At 64.6% G+C, this 16,172-nt stretch carries 13 protein-coding genes; 6 read left to right on the top strand and 7 right to left on the bottom strand.

What is annotated here, in order from left to right; translation table 11 throughout:
- Window position 1: 1 nt before the first annotated feature.
- The 4 genes from ACFJI2_RS26335 to ACFJI2_RS26320 form a co-directional block, all read right to left on the bottom strand.
- Window positions 2-1,201, bottom strand: a complete 1,200-nt coding sequence (locus tag ACFJI2_RS26335; protein ID WP_377702548.1) for an acetyl-CoA C-acyltransferase — start codon at window positions 1,199-1,201, stop codon at window positions 2-4.
- Window positions 1,194-3,026, bottom strand: a complete 1,833-nt coding sequence (gene aceK, locus ACFJI2_RS26330; RefSeq protein ID WP_377705910.1) for a bifunctional isocitrate dehydrogenase kinase/phosphatase — start codon at window positions 3,024-3,026, stop codon at window positions 1,194-1,196. Before aceK ends, ACFJI2_RS26335 begins: the two co-directional genes overlap by 8 nt.
- 34 nt (window positions 3,027-3,060) lie before the next feature.
- Window positions 3,061-4,245, bottom strand: a complete 1,185-nt coding sequence (locus ACFJI2_RS26325; protein WP_377702547.1) for an isovaleryl-CoA dehydrogenase — start codon at window positions 4,243-4,245, stop codon at window positions 3,061-3,063.
- A 69-nt stretch (window positions 4,246-4,314) separates the two neighbouring features.
- Entirely contained in the window at window positions 4,315-4,719 is a 405-nt protein-coding gene (locus tag ACFJI2_RS26320; RefSeq protein ID WP_107869506.1) for a MerR family DNA-binding transcriptional regulator, read from the bottom strand.
- Window positions 4,720-5,088: 369 nt separating this feature from the next.
- Here ACFJI2_RS26320 and ACFJI2_RS26315 point away from each other — a divergent pair, with 369 nt between their 5' ends.
- Together ACFJI2_RS26315 and ACFJI2_RS26310 are read left to right on the top strand one after the other, a co-directional pair.
- Window positions 5,089-5,496: a hypothetical protein gene (locus ACFJI2_RS26315; RefSeq protein ID WP_181259857.1), complete on the top strand. Its 408-nt coding sequence runs from the start codon at window positions 5,089-5,091 to the stop codon at window positions 5,494-5,496.
- Window positions 5,497-5,685: 189 nt separating this feature from the next.
- On the top strand, window positions 5,686-5,853 hold the full coding sequence (locus tag ACFJI2_RS26310) for a hypothetical protein (protein WP_165917882.1): 168 nt from the start codon (window positions 5,686-5,688) through the stop codon (window positions 5,851-5,853).
- 8 nt (window positions 5,854-5,861) lie between these two features.
- Here ACFJI2_RS26310 and ACFJI2_RS26305 read toward each other — a convergent pair whose 3' ends face one another.
- The 3 genes from ACFJI2_RS26305 to ACFJI2_RS26295 form a co-directional block, all read right to left on the bottom strand.
- A complete protein-coding gene (locus ACFJI2_RS26305) occupies window positions 5,862-6,440 on the bottom strand; it encodes a UbiX family flavin prenyltransferase (protein WP_377702546.1) in 579 nt (192 codons plus the stop codon).
- A complete protein-coding gene (gene grxD / locus ACFJI2_RS26300) occupies window positions 6,433-6,744 on the bottom strand; it encodes a Grx4 family monothiol glutaredoxin (protein ID WP_093557566.1) in 312 nt (103 codons plus the stop codon). Before grxD ends, ACFJI2_RS26305 begins: the two co-directional genes overlap by 8 nt.
- Before the next feature lie 173 nt (window positions 6,745-6,917).
- Window positions 6,918-9,266, bottom strand: a complete 2,349-nt coding sequence (locus tag ACFJI2_RS26295; RefSeq protein WP_377702545.1) for a Tex family protein — start codon at window positions 9,264-9,266, stop codon at window positions 6,918-6,920.
- A gap of 180 nt (window positions 9,267-9,446) precedes the next feature.
- On the opposite strand from ACFJI2_RS26295, the gene ACFJI2_RS26290 reads away from it, so the two are divergent.
- From ACFJI2_RS26290 to ACFJI2_RS26275, 4 genes are all read left to right on the top strand, one after another.
- Complete coding sequence (locus tag ACFJI2_RS26290) at window positions 9,447-12,572, top strand: DEAD/DEAH box helicase (protein WP_107869503.1); 3,126 nt, start codon at window positions 9,447-9,449, stop codon at window positions 12,570-12,572.
- Window positions 12,573-12,576: 4 nt separating this feature from the next.
- Entirely contained in the window at window positions 12,577-13,608 is a 1,032-nt protein-coding gene (locus tag ACFJI2_RS26285) for an ATP-binding protein (RefSeq protein ID WP_377702544.1), read from the top strand.
- Between the two features lie 90 nt (window positions 13,609-13,698).
- On the top strand, window positions 13,699-14,379 hold the full coding sequence (locus ACFJI2_RS26280) for a response regulator transcription factor (protein WP_107869501.1): 681 nt from the start codon (window positions 13,699-13,701) through the stop codon (window positions 14,377-14,379).
- Window positions 14,380-14,526: 147 nt separating this feature from the next.
- Window positions 14,527-16,095 carry a methyl-accepting chemotaxis protein gene (locus ACFJI2_RS26275; protein WP_377702543.1) on the top strand — a complete coding sequence of 523 codons (1,569 nt, stop codon included), beginning with the start codon at window positions 14,527-14,529 and terminating at the stop codon, window positions 16,093-16,095.
- Window positions 16,096-16,172: the final 77 nt, after the last annotated feature.

The raw sequence follows: 16,172 nt of genomic DNA, 5'->3' as shown, positions 1-16,172 counted from the left end.
CTTACACCAGTTCGATCGCCATGGCGGTGGCTTCGCCGCCGCCAATGCACAGCGCAGCCACGCCGCGCTTGCCGCCGGTGCGCTTCAGCGCGCCGATCAGGGTCACGATGATGCGGGCGCCGGAGGCGCCGATCGGGTGGCCCAGCGCGCAGGCGCCGCCATGCACGTTCACCTTGCTGTGCGGGATGTCCAGGTCGCGCATGGCGGCCATCGGCACGGCGGCAAACGCCTCGTTGATCTCGAACAGGTCCACGTCCTTGGCGGTCCAGCCGGTCTTCTTGAACAGCTTCTCGATGGCGCCGATCGGCGCCACCGTGAACTGGTCCGGCGCCAGCGCGTTGGTGGCGTGGCCCAGCACCTTGGCGATCGGGCTCAGGCCCTGTGCCTTGGCGGTCGATTCGCGCATCATCACCAGCGCGGCGGCGCCGTCGTTGATGGACGAGGACGACGCGGCGGTGATGGTGCCGTCCTTCTTGAACGCGGTGCGCAGGGTCGGGATCTTGTCGATCTTGGCCTTCAGCGGGCCTTCGTCCTTGTCAATCACGGTGTCGCCGGCGCGGCTGGTCACCGTCACGGGCGCCATTTCCCACTTGAACCAGCCTTCATTGGTGGCGGCTTGCGCGCGCTTGACCGATTCGATGGCGAACGCGTCCTGGTCTTCGCGCGAGAACTGGTACTTGGCCGAGCACTCTTCGGCGAAGGTGCCCATGGAGCGGCCTTCGCCGGTCTTCTCGTTGCGCGAATAGGCGTCTTCCAGGCCGTCGTACATCATGTGGTCGAACATCATGCCGTGGCCGATGCGGTAGCCGCCGCGCGCCTTCGGAATGATGTAGGGCGCGTTGGTCATGGATTCCATGCCGCCGGCCACGATCACGTCGGCGCTGCCGGCCGCCAGCGCGTCATAGGCGTAGATGGCCGCCTGCATGGCCGAACCGCACATTTTCGACAGCGTCACCGCGCCGGTGGAAGTGGGCAGGCCGGCTTTGAGCAGCGCCTGGCGCGCGGGCGCCTGGCCCTGGCCCGCCATCAGGCAGTTGCCGAAGTAGACGTGTTCGACGGCGGCAGGCGCCACGCCGGCACGCTCGACGGCAGCCTGGATCGCCACGGCGCCCAGGTCGTGCGCGCTCTTGGCCGAGAAGTCGCCCTGGAAGGCGCCCATGGGGGTGCGGGCTGCACCCACGATAACGACAGGATCATTCATTTTCACTGGTCTCCAATAAAGTCGGCGCAACGTGCGCCGCAGGTGTGATGGCAGGTGTGCCCTGATACGAAAAACGGATGTGCTGCGGATACGGGAACACGTCTTCCACGATGCCGGCCTCGATGCGCTCCTTGCGCCGCTGCCAGAATTCGCGCGTGAACAGGTCCGCGTGGTGCTGCATGAAATACTTGCGGATCTTCGCGTTGCCCAGCAGGAAGCGGCTGAACTGCTCGGGGAACACGTCATGCTTGCCGACGTGGTACCACGGCTCGGCCGACATCTCCTCCTCCTCGGTGCGCGCCTCGGGAATGTCGCGGAAATTGCAGTCGGTGATGTACTCGATTTCGTCGTAATCGTAGAACACCACGCGCTTGTGGCGGGTGACGCCGAAGTTCTTGTACAGCATGTCGCCGGGGAAGATATTGGCCGCCACCAGCTCCTTGATGGCATTGCCGTATTCAACCACGCCGTGCTCGATGCGCGCCTCGTCGCCCTGCTGCTCGGCGTTGCTCAGCCAGATATTCAGCGGCACCATGCGGCGCTCGATGTACAGGTGCCTGATGACGATCTTGTCGCCATCCTCCTCCAGCAGCGACGGCGCGTACTGGCGGATCTCGGCAATCAGTTCCTCCTTCATGCGGCTGCGCGGGAAGGCCACGTTGGAATATTCCAGCGTATCGGCCATGCGGCCCACGCGGTCGTGGTGCTTGACCAGCAGGTATTTCTCCTTCACCTGCGCGCGCGTGGTGTCCTTGGGCGCCGGGAAGAAGTCCTTGATCACCTTGAACACATAGGGGAAGGACGGCAGCGCGAACACCAGCATCACCAGGCCGCGGATGCCGGGCGCGATGTCGAACTGGTCGGACGAATGCTTCAGGTGCTGCAGGTAGTCGCGGTAGAACAGCGTCTTGCCCTGCTTCTGCAGGCCGAGGATGGTATAGATCTCGCTGCGCGGCTTGCGCGGCAGCAGCGTGCGCAGGAACTGCACATAGGCCGACGGCACTTCCATGTCCACCAGGAAGTAGGCGCGCGTGAACGAGAACAGGATGATGATCTGCTCCTGCTCGAACAGCACCGTGTCCAGCACCAGCTGGCCGTGGCGGTTGTGCAGGATGGGCACCACGAAGGGATATTCGCGCGCGCCGTTGATGCCCTTGCCGACGATGTAGGCGCCCTTGTTGCGGAAGAACAGGCTGGACAGCACCTGGATCTGGTGGTTGGGCTCCAGCGCCTCGTTGCCGAACAGCTGGCGCAGGCGGGCTTCGACCTGCTCCACGTCGCGGTCCAGGTTGGCGAAGCGCGTGTTCAGCTGGAAGTTGGTGACGATGCGCTTGAGCGTGAAACGCAGGCCGTCCGTGCCCGGGTAGTACATGCGGTAGGTGGGCGCCGGTTCCTGCGTTTCGATGTACTCGGTGGACACCACCGGCCGCACGAAGATGAACTCGTTGTGGAAATAGCTGCGGTGCAGGATGTTGCAGCACACCGAGTTGAAGAAGGTCTCGGCCAGCTCGGGCTGCTTGTGGTCGGACAGCAGGCCGATGAAGTGCAGCTTGCATTCGCGCCACACCTCGTCGCTCAAGTCCTCCGGCGCATACTCGTCCTCCAGCATGTGCACGCATTCCTGCACGCGCTTGTCGTAGAAGCCGATGCGCTCGCGCGCGGCCTGCTGCGCCACCTTCCAGTCGCCGCGCTCGAACAGCTCCTTGGCTTGCTGGCTGGTCTGGCGGAACAGGCGGTAATGCTTGTCGAAGCCGTCGCGGATGGTGAGCGCGATGTCGAACGCTATCTGGGAAGACAGCAGTTTCGGGAATGCAGCCTGGTTCATCATGGACGGGCCGGCAACATCGCGCTCTAGCGGCTTACTTGGTTTCCGCGAACAGCTCGCGGCCGATCAGCATGCGGCGGATCTCGCTGGTGCCGGCGCCGATTTCATACAGCTTGGCGTCGCGCCACAAACGGCCCACCGGGTACTCGTTGATGTAGCCGTTGCCGCCCAGGGTCTGGATCGCCTCGCCGGCCATCCAGGTGGCCTTCTCGGCGCTGTACAGGATGGCGCCGGCGGCGTCCTTGCGCAGCTGGCGCACCGCTTCCGGCGACGTGGCGCGGTCGCAGGCCTGGCCCACGGCGTAGACGTACGCCTTGCAGGCCATCATGGTCGAGTACATATCGGCGAGCTTGCCCTGCATCAGCTGGAATTCGCCGATCGGCTGGCCGAACTGCTTGCGGTCGTGGATGTAGGGAACGACGGCATCCATGCAGGCCTGCATGATGCCCAGCGGGCCGCCGGACAGCACGGTGCGCTCGAAGTCCAGGCCGGACATCAGCACGTTCACGCCCTTGCCCAGGCCGCCCAGCACGTTCTCGGCCGGCACTTCGCAATCCTCGAACACCAGTTCGCCGGTGTGCGAGCCGCGCATGCCCAGCTTGTCCAGCTTTTGCGCCACCGAGAAGCCCTTGTAGCCTTTTTCGATCAGGAAGGCGGTCATGCCGCGCGGACCGGCTTCCAGGTCGTTCTTGGCGTACACCACCAGCACGTCCGCGTCGGGGCCGTTGGTGATCCACATCTTGGTGCCGTTCAGCACCCAGCGGCCGTCCTTGAAGTCGGCGCGCAGCTTCATGCTCACCACGTCGGAGCCGGCGTTCGGCTCGGACATGGCCAGCGCGCCCACGTGCTCGCCCGAGATTAGCTTGGGCAGGTATTTGCGCTTCTGTTCTTCGGTGCCGTTGCGCTTGATCTGGTTCACGCACAGGTTGGAGTGGGCGCCGTAGGACAGGCCCACGGATGCGGAGGCGCGCGAAATTTCTTCCATCGCCACGATGTGGGCCAGGTAGCCCATGTTGGCGCCGCCGTATTCCTCGCCGACGGTGATGCCCAGCAGGCCCAGGTCGCCCATCTTGCGCCACAGGTCCATTGGGAACTGGTCGCTGCGGTCGATCTCGGCGGCGCGCGGCGCGATTTCGGCGGCGGCGAATTCCTGCACGGCGGAGCGGAGGGCGGCGATGTCTTCGCCGTGGTCAAAGGTCAGGCCTGGGAGATGGAGCATGTCGTCCTCATTCTTCTGGTTGGGGTGTTGAAGCCCTCATCATACCGTGATGTGACGTTAACGTAAACGTCAAGTAGCGGCAGGCTGTGGCTCCGCGATGGCCGCCAGCATGCGCTTGCAGTCTTCCTCGTGGGCGGTGATTTCGGCCAGCGTCATGTCGATGTCTTCGCGCTGCTGTTCCAGCATGTCGCGGTGCTGCTGCAGCACGCCCAGGAAACGGTGCATCTGCGCGCTGGTGTCCTTGGGCGACTCGTACATGTCGACCAGGCCCTTGATTTCGGACAGCGACAGGCCGAGGCGCTTGCCGCGCAGCGTCAGCTTCAAGCGGGTGCGGTCGCGCGGCGTATAGACGCGGTTGCGGCCGCCCGCGCCTTCGCGGGTCGGGCTCAGCAGCCCCTGGTCTTCGTAAAAGCGGATCGCGCGCGCCGTGATGTCGAATTCGCGCGCCAGTTCGGTGATGGTGTAGGTGGGCATGGCAGGTCAGCTTCCGTTTACGTAACGTCAAAGACATTGTAGCGCAGGACGGCACGGACAGTTGGTGGCAATTGCTGACCACGAATGGTGTATCGTGCGACGGCCTTGCGCGGCGGGCGGCATCATAGGAATTGGCGGAATGGCACGAGCGCGGACTCCAGCAAACCTGAACGAACGTTCAGTCTAAAAAATTGCCCTCTGAATTCAATTTGCCGTATCATGTCATATCAGAAATAAAATTTGGACATTATGCGGGCGCGAGCGCGCAGCAATGAGGGAAAAATGTTACATCTTAAATTCTCGATTGTCACACTTCGTCTGGCATGTCGAGAGACTGACTTTCATTGCATGTTATGAAATAGTGCAACTATGAATTCTTCTAACGAACGCGAAAGTTTTAGCCAGCGCTTGCAGCAGGCTCTGAAAAACGCCCATTATTCTCCCGATAGCCCGACCCGACTGGCACGCGAATTTAACATTCGCTTCGACGGCCGCCCCATTACGGTGCACGCGGCGCGCAAATGGCTGGTAGGCGAGGCCATCCCCACGCAGGAAAAGCTGCGCATGATTGCCCAGTGGCTGGGTGTACCGGCCGATTGGCTGCGCTTCGGCGGTCCCGAGACGGCCGCGCCTGCCGGCGAAAGCAGCAACGGCCTGTCCCGTTTCGAGTCGGCCGACGTCAAGCTGATCGCCGATTTGCAGCGCCTGGACGAGCATCACCGCCAGATCGCACGCGAATTTATCCGCATGCTGGTGCGTGTTAACTACCAAAAGTAACAAACGGCACGGCCGTTCTTGATAGATCGCTAAATTAAAGAACGGACGTGCCACAATCGCGCCCATCCGTGCGTTTCCGCCGAATGTTCGGCTCCCGATAGCAAATTGTCACAGTTCCGAAACGGATTTGGTGCACAATAGGGTTGCGCAATGCACGCGCTATTTCAGGAGTCCGGATTGAGCCGCTTGATGAGAAACAACTACAGCAATGTAGCGCAGCTGAAAGACCTGATGACCGCCCCGCCGATGACGGCAGCCCGCCACGCTGAACTGATGCGCAAGCGCATCGCACAGCGGCGCATGCTGGAAGAAGCGAGGGAATTGAAGCGTGCCAGCAGCAGCTTCGAGAAAACCTAGCTGAAACGCTAGTTCAGGCCGTTCCAGCGCGGCGCCAGCTGGTGTTCCATGCCGAACAGGTCGAGCACGCGGGCCACCGTGTGGTCCACCATGTCGGCGATGCTCTGCGGCTGGTGATAGAAACTGGGCAGGGGCGGGAAGATAATGCCGCCCATCTCGGTGACGGCCGTCATATTGCGCAAGTGCGCCAGGTTGAACGGCGTTTCGCGCACCATCAGCACCAGGCGGCGGCGCTCCTTGAGCACCACGTCGGCCGCGCGCGCGACCAGGTTGTCCGACAGGCCGTGCGCCACCGACGCCAGCGTCTTCATCGAGCACGGCGCGATGATCATCCCGTCCGACTGGAACGAACCGCTGGCGATGGACGCGCCGATATTGTGCTGCTTGTGCACCACGTCCGCCAGCGCCTCGACTTCCTTGCGCTGCAAGCCGGTTTCCTGGTGCAGCGTGAGCACGGCCGCGTCCGAGACCACCAGGTGGGTCTCGACGTTCGGCGTTTCCTTCAGCACCTGCAGCAGACGCACCCCATACACGGCGCCGGTGGCGCCGGTGATGGCGATGACGATCCGCTGCGGGCGATCAGGCATCCAGCAGGGCCTTCAGTTCGCCCGACTCAAACATCTCGTTCATGATGTCCGAACCGCCGATGAACTCGCCCTTGATGTAGAGCTGAGGAATGGTAGGCCAGTTCGAGTATTCCTTGATGCCCTGGCGGACTTCAGGATCGTCCAGCACGTTCACGGTGGCAATGTTCTCCACGCCGCACGCCTTCAGGATCTGGATGGCGCGGCCGGAGAAGCCGCACTGCGGGAACTGGGCGGTGCCCTTCATGAACAGGACCACGGGCGTGTTGCTCACGGTTTCTTTGATCCAGGTTTGTACGTCGCTCATTTGCTGCCTCAGGGGAAAATGGGAAAGATGCCGACATTTTATAAGAAATGCGCCAGCCGCGTGTGGGTCTGAACAAGCAGGACTAACAAGCGGGGTCAGTTCCGGCATCGCGACACGGGCCCAGCGTTAAAACTGCTGAGCTCGTGACGCGATGCCGGACCTGACCCCGATGTTTAGCTGCGCAATTTGGCGAAGGCGGCGGCCATGGAGCCGGCCATGGCGGGTTCGCGGGTTTGCGACTTTTGCTGCTGCCCCATGGCGCGGCGGTCGTTGCGGTCGGCGCGCTGCTCGGGCTTGCTGCCGGCGGCCGGGGCGCTGTCGGTCAGGCGCATGGTCAGCGCGATGCGCTTGCGCTTGGCGTCCACTTCCAGCACTTTCACTTTGACCACCTGGCCGGCCTTGACCACCGTGTGCGGGTCTTTCACGAAGGTGTTCGACAGCGCCGAGATGTGCACCAGGCCGTCCTGGTGCACGCCGATGTCGACGAAGGCGCCGAAGGCGGCCACGTTGGTCACCACGCCTTCCAGGATCATGTCGGGACGCAGGTCGGAAATCTCTTCCACGCCGTCCTTGAAGGTGGCGGTGGTGAACTCGGGGCGCGGGTCGCGGCCGGGCTTTTCCAGTTCCTTCAGGATGTCGGTCACGGTTGGCACGCCGAATTTGTCGTCGGCGTACTTGGCCGGGTTCAGCGTCTTGATCAGGCCGCTCTCGCCGATCACGCCCTTGATGTCTTTTTTGATATCGGCCAGGATTTTTTCCACCAGCGGGTAGGATTCCGGGTGTACCGCCGACGCGTCCAGCGGGTTCTCGCCGCCCATCACGCGCAGGAAGCCGGCCGCCTGCTCGAAGGTCTTGTCGCCCAGGCGCGGCACGGCTTTCAGGCCGGCGCGCGAGGTGAACGCGCCCTTGCTGTCGCGGTAGGTGACGATGCTTTGCGCCACGCTGGCCGACAGGCCGGACACGCGCGCCAGCAGCGGCGCCGACGCGGTGTTGACGTCCACGCCCACCGCGTTCACACAATCCTCGACCACGGCATCCAGCGTGCGCGCCAGCTGCGACTGGCTTACGTCGTGCTGGTACTGGCCCACGCCGATCGATTTCGGGTCGATCTTCACCAGCTCGGCCAGCGGGTCCTGCAGGCGGCGCGCGATCGACACGGCGCCGCGGATCGACACGTCCAGGTCCGGCAATTCGCGCGAGGCGAACTCGGACGCCGAGTACACCGAGGCGCCCGCCTCGGAGACGACAATCTTGGTCAGCTTCTGTTCCGGCAGCATCTTGATCAGGTCCTGCGCCAGTTTGTCCGTTTCGCGCGAGGCGGTGCCGTTGCCGATGGAGATCAGCGACACCTGGTGCTTGGCGGCCAGCTTGCTCAGCGTGTGCAGCGCGCCATCCCAGTCGTTGCGGGGCTGATGCGGGTAGATGGTGGCGGTATCGACGACTTTACCAGTCGAATCGACCACGGCCACCTTCACGCCGGTGCGCAGGCCCGGGTCCAGGCCCATGGTGGCGCGCTGGCCGGCCGGCGCGGCCAGCAGCAGCGCCTTCAGGTTGGTGGCGAAGACGTTGATGGCGTCGGTCTCGGCGCGCTCGCGCAGGGCGCCCATCAGTTCGCTTTCCAGGTGCATAAAGCTTTTCACGCGCCAGGTCCAGCGCGCGGTGTCGGCCAGCCACTTGTCGGCCGGGCGGCCGGCGCTCTTGATGCCGAAGCGCGCGGCGATGCGGCTTTCACACGGGTTGTGCGGCGCGTCCCACTTCGGTTTCTCCGCTTCGGTGTCCAGGCGCAGCGTCACGTCCAGGATGCCTTCGCGGCGCCCGCGCAGCAGTGCCAGCGCGCGGTGCGAGGGCACCGTGCCTATGGTCTCCGAATAATCGAAATAGTCGGCGAATTTTTCGCCCTCTTCCTGCTTGCCTTCCACCACTTTGGACTCAACTATACCGTGCTCGGTCACATATTCGCGCAGCGACTGCAGCAGGGTGGCGTCCTCGGCGAAGCGCTCCATCAGGATCTGGCGCGCGCCGTCCAGCGCGGCCTTGGTGTCGGCCACGCCCGGATTGTTGCCGTCCGGCGTGGTGAACGCTTCACGCAGATAGGCAGTCGCTTCCGTTTCAGGAGTCAGTTCGGGGTTGGCCAGCAGGGCGTCGGCCAGCGGCATCAGGCCCGCCTCGATGGCGATCTGGGCCTTGGTGCGGCGCTTTTGCTTGTAGGGAAGATACAAGTCTTCCAGCCGGGTCTTGTCCTCGGCGTGCATGACGGCGTCCAGCAGGTCCGGCGTCATCTTGTTCTGCTCGGTGATCGAGGCCACGATGGCGGCGCGGCGGTCTTCCAGCTCGCGCAGGTAGCGCAGGCGTTCCTCCAGCAGGCGCAGCTGGATGTCGTCCAGGCCGCCGGTGGCTTCCTTGCGGTAGCGCGCGATGAAGGGCACCGTGGCGCCTTCATCCAGCAGGGCGACGGCGGCGGCCACCTGGGCCGGTTTGGCGGCCAGTTCAATGGCAAGGCGTTGTTCGATGGTAGGCAGCATGATGAGCGGATTCCTGTGGTAACCAGGCCGGAATCATACTCAAACCACGGCAATGCGCCAACTTGCTTCGCCCTATGTTGGAAGAAACACAAACAAGAGTTCCGCTAAACCGGATAATATTGCATGTTGCAGTTTTTGAACCGCCTTCAAACCGTCATCGATCAGTAACAAATGCGCACTATGGATTTGACCCGCGACGAAACCCGCGAAACGACTGCGCCGGCACAGGCACCTGCCCCGGCGTCGGCCCCCGCTCCCCAACTGCCCTACGCCGTCGCGACGTGGCTGCAGCGCGTGGACGCTGCTGCGCACCCGAAAGCCAAGCTGCTGGTGGCCGAGCCCGACCCCAAGGCGGCCCAGCCCCAGTACAAATTGATCTACGTGCTGGCGCCCACCAGCGGCGGCCGCCACGTGGCGCTGTGCCTGTACAAGGCGCGCCTGCGGCCGAACGGCGACGTGGCCGCCGCCACCCCCGTGAGCGAGGTGTTTTCGCTGCTGTCGGCCCCGCCCAGCTTCCTGGCGGCCGGCGATGACGACCTGATCCGTTTCTTCGTCGCCATGCGCAGCGGTCCCAATTCGCAGACCGGCACCGCCACCGAGCCGCGCGGCAAGATCGGCGCGGCGCTGCTGAAGATGCTGGCCGAGCAGGATAAGTTGCTGTGGGCTAATTCCTGGGCCGACGTGGGCAACGGCCTGGTCTACCCGATGAAATTCGGCCCCCTGCGCCAGGCCAACCTGGCCTGGCGCGAAGAAGGCAAGGGCCTGCGCCTGGGCTGGGCGGTGGAGCCGCCCGAGGGCGCGCGCCACCATGGCGCCGACCAGATCGACTACATGCTGCCGACCGAGCCGCCGTGGTATATCGACAACCTGTCGTGCGGCGAGCTGTTCCTGAACCAGGGCGGCGCCGAGATCCCGCTGGCGGACCTGCAGGCGCTGGTCGCCCAGGCGCCGCTGCTCACCAGCAACGACAAGCTGCGCGTGTCGCAGCTGCTGCTGGCGCACGGCCTGCAGCAGCTGATGCCGCTGCCGCAGCCGCTGCCGCAGCGCCTGCGCCAGGACGTCAAGCCGCGCCCCATCCTGGTGCTGGACGCCGCCATGCTGTCGGACGGCAGCACGCAGCGCTGGCACGACTTCGCCGTGCTGTCCTACGACTACGACGGCGAGCGCGTCTCCTTCGACCCGTCGCAGCGCGTGGTACGCCAGCGCGGCGACGTGACCGAAGTGATACAGCGCGACGAGCAGGCCGAGGCGGACGCGCTCGCCACGCTGGTGGCGCTCGGCTTCCGCAAGCCTAGCGCCCTGCCGCTGTCGAGCGTGCGCGGCGGCCTGCTGCTGGCCGGCCAGGCCGACTGGCTGCGCTTTGCCGCCGACGGCGTGGCCGAACTGGTCGCGCATGGCTGGCAAGTGGAAAAATCCACCAAGTACCGCTACGACGTGACCGCCGTGGACGGCTGGTACGCGGAAGTAGAAACGGACGAGGCCGACGGCGGCAACGCCTGGTTCGACCTGGAGCTGGGCATCACGGTGGAAGGCGAGCGCATCCCGCTGCTGCCGGTGCTGGTGCAGATGATACGCAACGCGCCGCTGGACTTCAGCCCGAAAGCGTTGGCCGCCCATGCCGAGGAAGACCAGATGCTAGCCACGCTGAGCGACGGCACCCGCGTGGCGCTGCCGTGGAACCGCGTCAAGCCCATCCTGGCCACCCTGGGCGAGCTGTATTTCAACGACAAGATCAAGCATGCCATCCACATGGCCACGCTGGACGCGGCCCGGCTGGACGAGCTGGCCCGCACCGTCGATTTCGACTGGACCGGCGGCGAGGAATTGCGCGAGATGGGCCGCAAGCTGAACCAGTTCACCACGGTGAAGCGAGTACCCACTCCGGCCGGATTGCGCGCCACCCTGCGCGACTACCAGGCCGACGGCCTGGCGTGGATGCAGTTCCTGCGCGAATACGGGCTGGCCGGCATCCTGGCCGACGACATGGGCCTGGGCAAGACGGTGCAGACGCTGGCCCACATCCTGGTGGAAAAGGAGGCCGGCCGCCTGACCCACCCGGTGCTGGTGATCGCGCCGACCAGCCTGATGGGCAACTGGCAGGACGAGGCCGCGCACTTCGCGCCCGAGCTGCGCGTGCTGCTGCTGCAAGGCAAGGACCGCATGCAACAGTTCGAGCAGATCCAGCAGTCCGACCTGGTGCTGACCACCTATGCGCTGCTGCCGCGCGACGAGGAAAAGCTGCGCGAACAGGAATTCCACATGGTCATCCTGGACGAGTCGCACTACATCAAGAACACCCGCTCCAAGGCGGCACAGAGCGCCGGCCTGCTGAAGGCCAGGCACCGCCTGTGCCTGTCCGGCACGCCGCTGGAAAACCACCTGGGCGAGCTGTGGTCGCAATTCCACTTCCTGCTGCCGGGCCTGCTGGGCGACGAAAAATCGTTCAACGCCCAGTTCCGCCATCCGATCGAGCGCCAGGACGACCCGCAGCGCCGCGCGCTGCTGAACCGCCGCATCAAGCCCTTCCTGCTGCGCCGTACCAAGGACAACGTGGCCAAGGAATTGCCGGCCAAGACCGAGATGGTGCGCAAGGTGGAGCTGACCGGCGCCCAGCGCGACCTGTACGAAACCGTGCGCCTGGCCATGGACCAGAAAGTGCGCGAGGAGATTGACCGCAAGGGCGTGGCGCGCAGCCAGATCGTCATCCTGGAAGCGCTGCTCAAGCTGCGCCAGGTGTGCTGCGACCCGCGCCTGGTGAAGTCGCTGCCGTCCAGGAAGCAGACCGCCGGCTCGGCCAAGCTGACCGATCTGATGCAGATGGTGGAGGATTTGCTGGAAGAAGACCGCAAGATCCTGGTGTTCTCGCAGTTCACCTCGATGCTGGAGCTGATCGAGGAAGAACTGGAACTGCGCGACATCCCGTATGCGCTGCTGACCGGCGAAACCAAGGACCGCAGCGCCCAGGTGGCGGCGTTCCAGCAGGGCGCCGTGCCCATCTTCCTGATCAGCCTGAAAGCGGGCGGCGTCGGCCTGAACCTGACGGCGGCCGACACCGTCATCCACTACGACCCGTGGTGGAATCCGGCGGCCGAGAACCAGGCCACCGACCGCGCCTGGCGCATCGGACAGGACAAGCCGGTGTTCGTCTACAAGCTGATCGCCAAGGGCACGCTGGAGGAGAAAATCCAGGTGCTGCAGCAAAAGAAATCCGACCTGGCGCAGTCCATCCTGGCCGAAGGCGAATCGCAGAAGATGGCGCTGACGCAGGAAGACCTGCAGCAGATCTTCGCGCCGCTGGCGGACTGAGCCCATGGACGACCAGAGCCTGTACAAGCACATCCTCGACAACAGCAGCGAAGTGCACTTCCTGCTGGACGTCGAGAGCGGCCGCATCCAGTACCTGAGCCCGGCTGCCGGGCGCCGTTTCGGCTACACGCTGGAACGCGCCCAGGCGCTGTCGGACCTGCTGGTGGCCGACCTGCCGCTGCGCCTGGAGCGCTTCGCGGCCGGCGAGCGCAGCCGCTTCCGCGTGCGGCGCGAGCTGGAAGTGGCGCATGCGGACGGCCACCTGATCCCGGTGGAAATCGAATCGACCCTGGTGCTGAACGATATCGGCACCGCCATCGCGCTGTCCGGTTCGGTGCGCGACGTCAGCGAGCGGCTGGAATGGCAGAAGCAGCAGAAAAAGTTCGCCTCCATGCTGTCGCATGAGTTCCGCACGCCGCTGTCGACCATAGACGGCGCCATCCAGCGCCTGGAAATGACCGGCGCCCACCACGACGAAGCCACCCGCAAGCGCTACACCAAGATCCAGGCCGCCGTCGACCGCCTGCTGGCCATGCTGGACGAATACCTGTCGCCCGAGCGCATGGCCAGCATAGGCCGGCGCCGCCAGCCCAACGAAATCTCGCCGCTGGCGCTGCTGGAAAACGCCGCCGAGCAGCACCATGCGCGCCGCGCCGCGATCCGCGTCGTGGAGGATGGGCTGCCGCAATGGATACGCTGCGATCCGGCCGGCATGCGGCTCGTCCTGGACATTTTGCTGGACAATGCCATTAAGTACACAGATGATAGCGACGAGATAACGCTTGTCGGCAAAAAAGCAACAGAAGGCGGCATAGAGTTATCGGTATCGGACCGGGGGGCTGGCATACCGGACGACGAAATGGTTAAGCTGTTCGACAGAGGCTTCCGTGGCGGTTCCGCCGATGGCATACCGGGTTCCGGCCTGGGCTTGTACATGGCGCGCGCCGTGGTGGAAGTGCACGGCGGCACGCTGACCGTGGAGAATTTTCCTGAAAGCGGCAAGAAATTTAGGATTTGGCTGCCTATCCCGGCCTGAGCCGGGAAATACCTTGCGCCGCGCGATTGCAACCGTGATAATTCTCTCACGCAAGCTTCGGCCTGCAACTAATTTGAGATTGGCGCATCAATGACGCAAATACTGATCGTGGAAGACAATCTGGACTATGCCGAGGAAATGGCAGAGTTCCTGACTGAGCTTGAACACGAAGTCCACATCACCAACAATGCCGGCGAAATGTGGTCGGCCCTCAGCCAAGGCAATGTTGGCGTGGTGGTGCTCGACCTGGGCCTGCCCGACGAGGACGGCTTCAACGTCATCCCGCGCATGCGCCAGCTGTATCCGCAGATTGGCCTGCTCGTATTGACCGGCCGCGTGGCCTTCGACAACCGCATTCTCGGCCTGCGCCTGGGCGCCGACCACTACCTGACCAAGCCCATCAAGTTCCCGGAACTGGCCGCCCACATCGAGGCGTTGGACCGCCGTGTCGGCCCGCAGGAACCGGTGCAGCTGCCCAATAAATGGACCCTGAAACTCAGCGCGCGCCTGCTGGAGCTGTCGGGCCAGGCCATCACGCTGACGGAAAAAGAATGCAACTTCCTGCACCTGCTGACGATTAACACCCGTCCCGTGCCACGCCAGGTCATCGTGGCCGGCATCGGCGGCGACGATCCGGACGCCGGCCGCCGCGTCGACATGCTGGTATACCGCCTGCGCAAGAAGGCGCGCAGCGGCCTGGGCGAAGACCTGCCCCTGCGCAGCGCCTACGGCGAGGGCTACAGCCTGTCCGCCAGCTTCAACCTTTCCTGAGATGGATGGCGCCGCCCTGCGCGGCGTGACATTTCAATAGTTTCCACCGGCACAGTTTGCTCTACCATGGACTTCCAGGCGCCGCCTGTGGTCCAGGTGCGGTTGCGGCGCCTCCTTATGGGAGGTGATATGGTCAATGTGCGGAACATGGGGATCGGCGTCCGTCTGGGCGGCGGCTTTGGCGTCGTCATGCTGATGATGCTGATGATGGCGGCGGCCGGCATCTGGCGCTTGCAGGCGGTGGGGCAGCTGAGCGAGGAGATGGTGGGCAGCGCCATGCTCAAGGAGCGCCTGACGGCAGAGTGGCATGGCCTGATCAGCATCAGCGGCGTGCGCGTGATGGCCTTCGCCCGCAATCCCGAGCAGGTGGAGTCGAAGGCCGAGGCCGACACGGCCGCCGCCACCCGCGAGCGGGTCAACGCCATCCAGAAGCAGCTGGAACCGTTGCTGTCCAGCGGCGAGGAAAAGCGCCTGCTGGACACCGTGGGGATAGCGCGCAAGGCGTATGCGGCCACGCGCGACGCGGTGTTCGCGCTCAAGAAAAATGGCGACGCCGACGGCGCCCGGCAAATGGTGGACAGCAAGCTGGAACAGCAGTTCGCGGGCTATCTGCGCGCTGTCGAGCAGATCGGCGAGCACGAGGCCGGCGTGGGCCGGGTGCTCGCTGCCCAGGTGCAGCAGCAGTTCCGCGATGGCCGCCTGTTCCTGCTGGTCATGGCCGGCGGCGTACTGCTGCTGGGCAGCTGGTTCGCCTACGTGCTGACGCGCTCGATCACGCTGCCGCTGGCGCAGGCGGTGCGGGTGGCGCAGACCGTCGCGGCAGGGGACTTGAGCAGCCAGATCCGGGTCGACAGCCGGGACGAGACGGGCCAGCTGCTGGCCGCGCTGAAGGACATGAACGCCAGCCTGGCGCGTATTGTCAGCCAGGTGCGCGGCGGCACGGACACCATCGCCACCGCCTCCGGAGAGATCGCCAGCGGCAACCTGGACCTGTCCTCCCGCACCGAGCAGCAAGCCAGTTCGCTGCAGCAGACCGCCTCCTCGATGGAAGAACTGACCGCCACCGTCAAGCAGAACGGCGACAATTCGCGCCAGGCCCACACGCTGGCGCTGTCGGCGTCGGACGTGGCGCAGCGCGGCGGCGCCGTGGTCAGCCAGGTGGTCGACACCATGGGCATGATCAACGCCTCCGCGCACAAGATCGTCGACATCATCGGCGTCATCGACGGGATCGCTTTCCAGACCAATATCCTGGCCCTGAACGCGGCGGTGGAGGCGGCGCGCGCCGGCGAACAGGGACGCGGCTTTGCCGTGGTGGCAGCGGAAGTGCGCAACCTGGCCCAGCGCAGCGCGGCGGCGGCGCGCGAGATCAAGGTGCTGATCGGCGACTCGGTGGAAAAAGTGTCCACGGGCGCCAGGCTGGTCGACCAGGCCGGTAGCACCATGGAGGAAATCGTGGTCAATGTGCGCCGCGTGAGCGACATCATCGGTGAAATCACCACCGCCAGCGCGGAGCAGACCAACGGCATCGAGCAGATCAACCGCGCCATTTCCCAGATGGACCAGGTAACCCAGCAGAATGCGGCCCTGGTCGAGGAAGCGGCGGCGGCCGCGGCGGCGCTGCAGGAGCAGAGCCAGGCGCTGGCCGACGCGGTGAGCGTGTTCCAGCTCGCCGGCCAGCCTTCCGGGCAGCGCGCGCTGGTTGTTCCTGGATAATCGGGGGACAGAGTCAAGCCGATTTTGGCGCAACTGAAAATAATCGGGGACAGAGTGGCTGTATTGCGGTAGCATGG

The sequence above is a fragment of the Pseudoduganella sp. UC29_71 genome (assembly GCF_042693265.1).
Lineage (GTDB): Bacteria > Pseudomonadota > Gammaproteobacteria > Burkholderiales > Burkholderiaceae_D > Rugamonas.
This window is presented reverse-complemented; position numbering and strand designations above follow the sequence as displayed.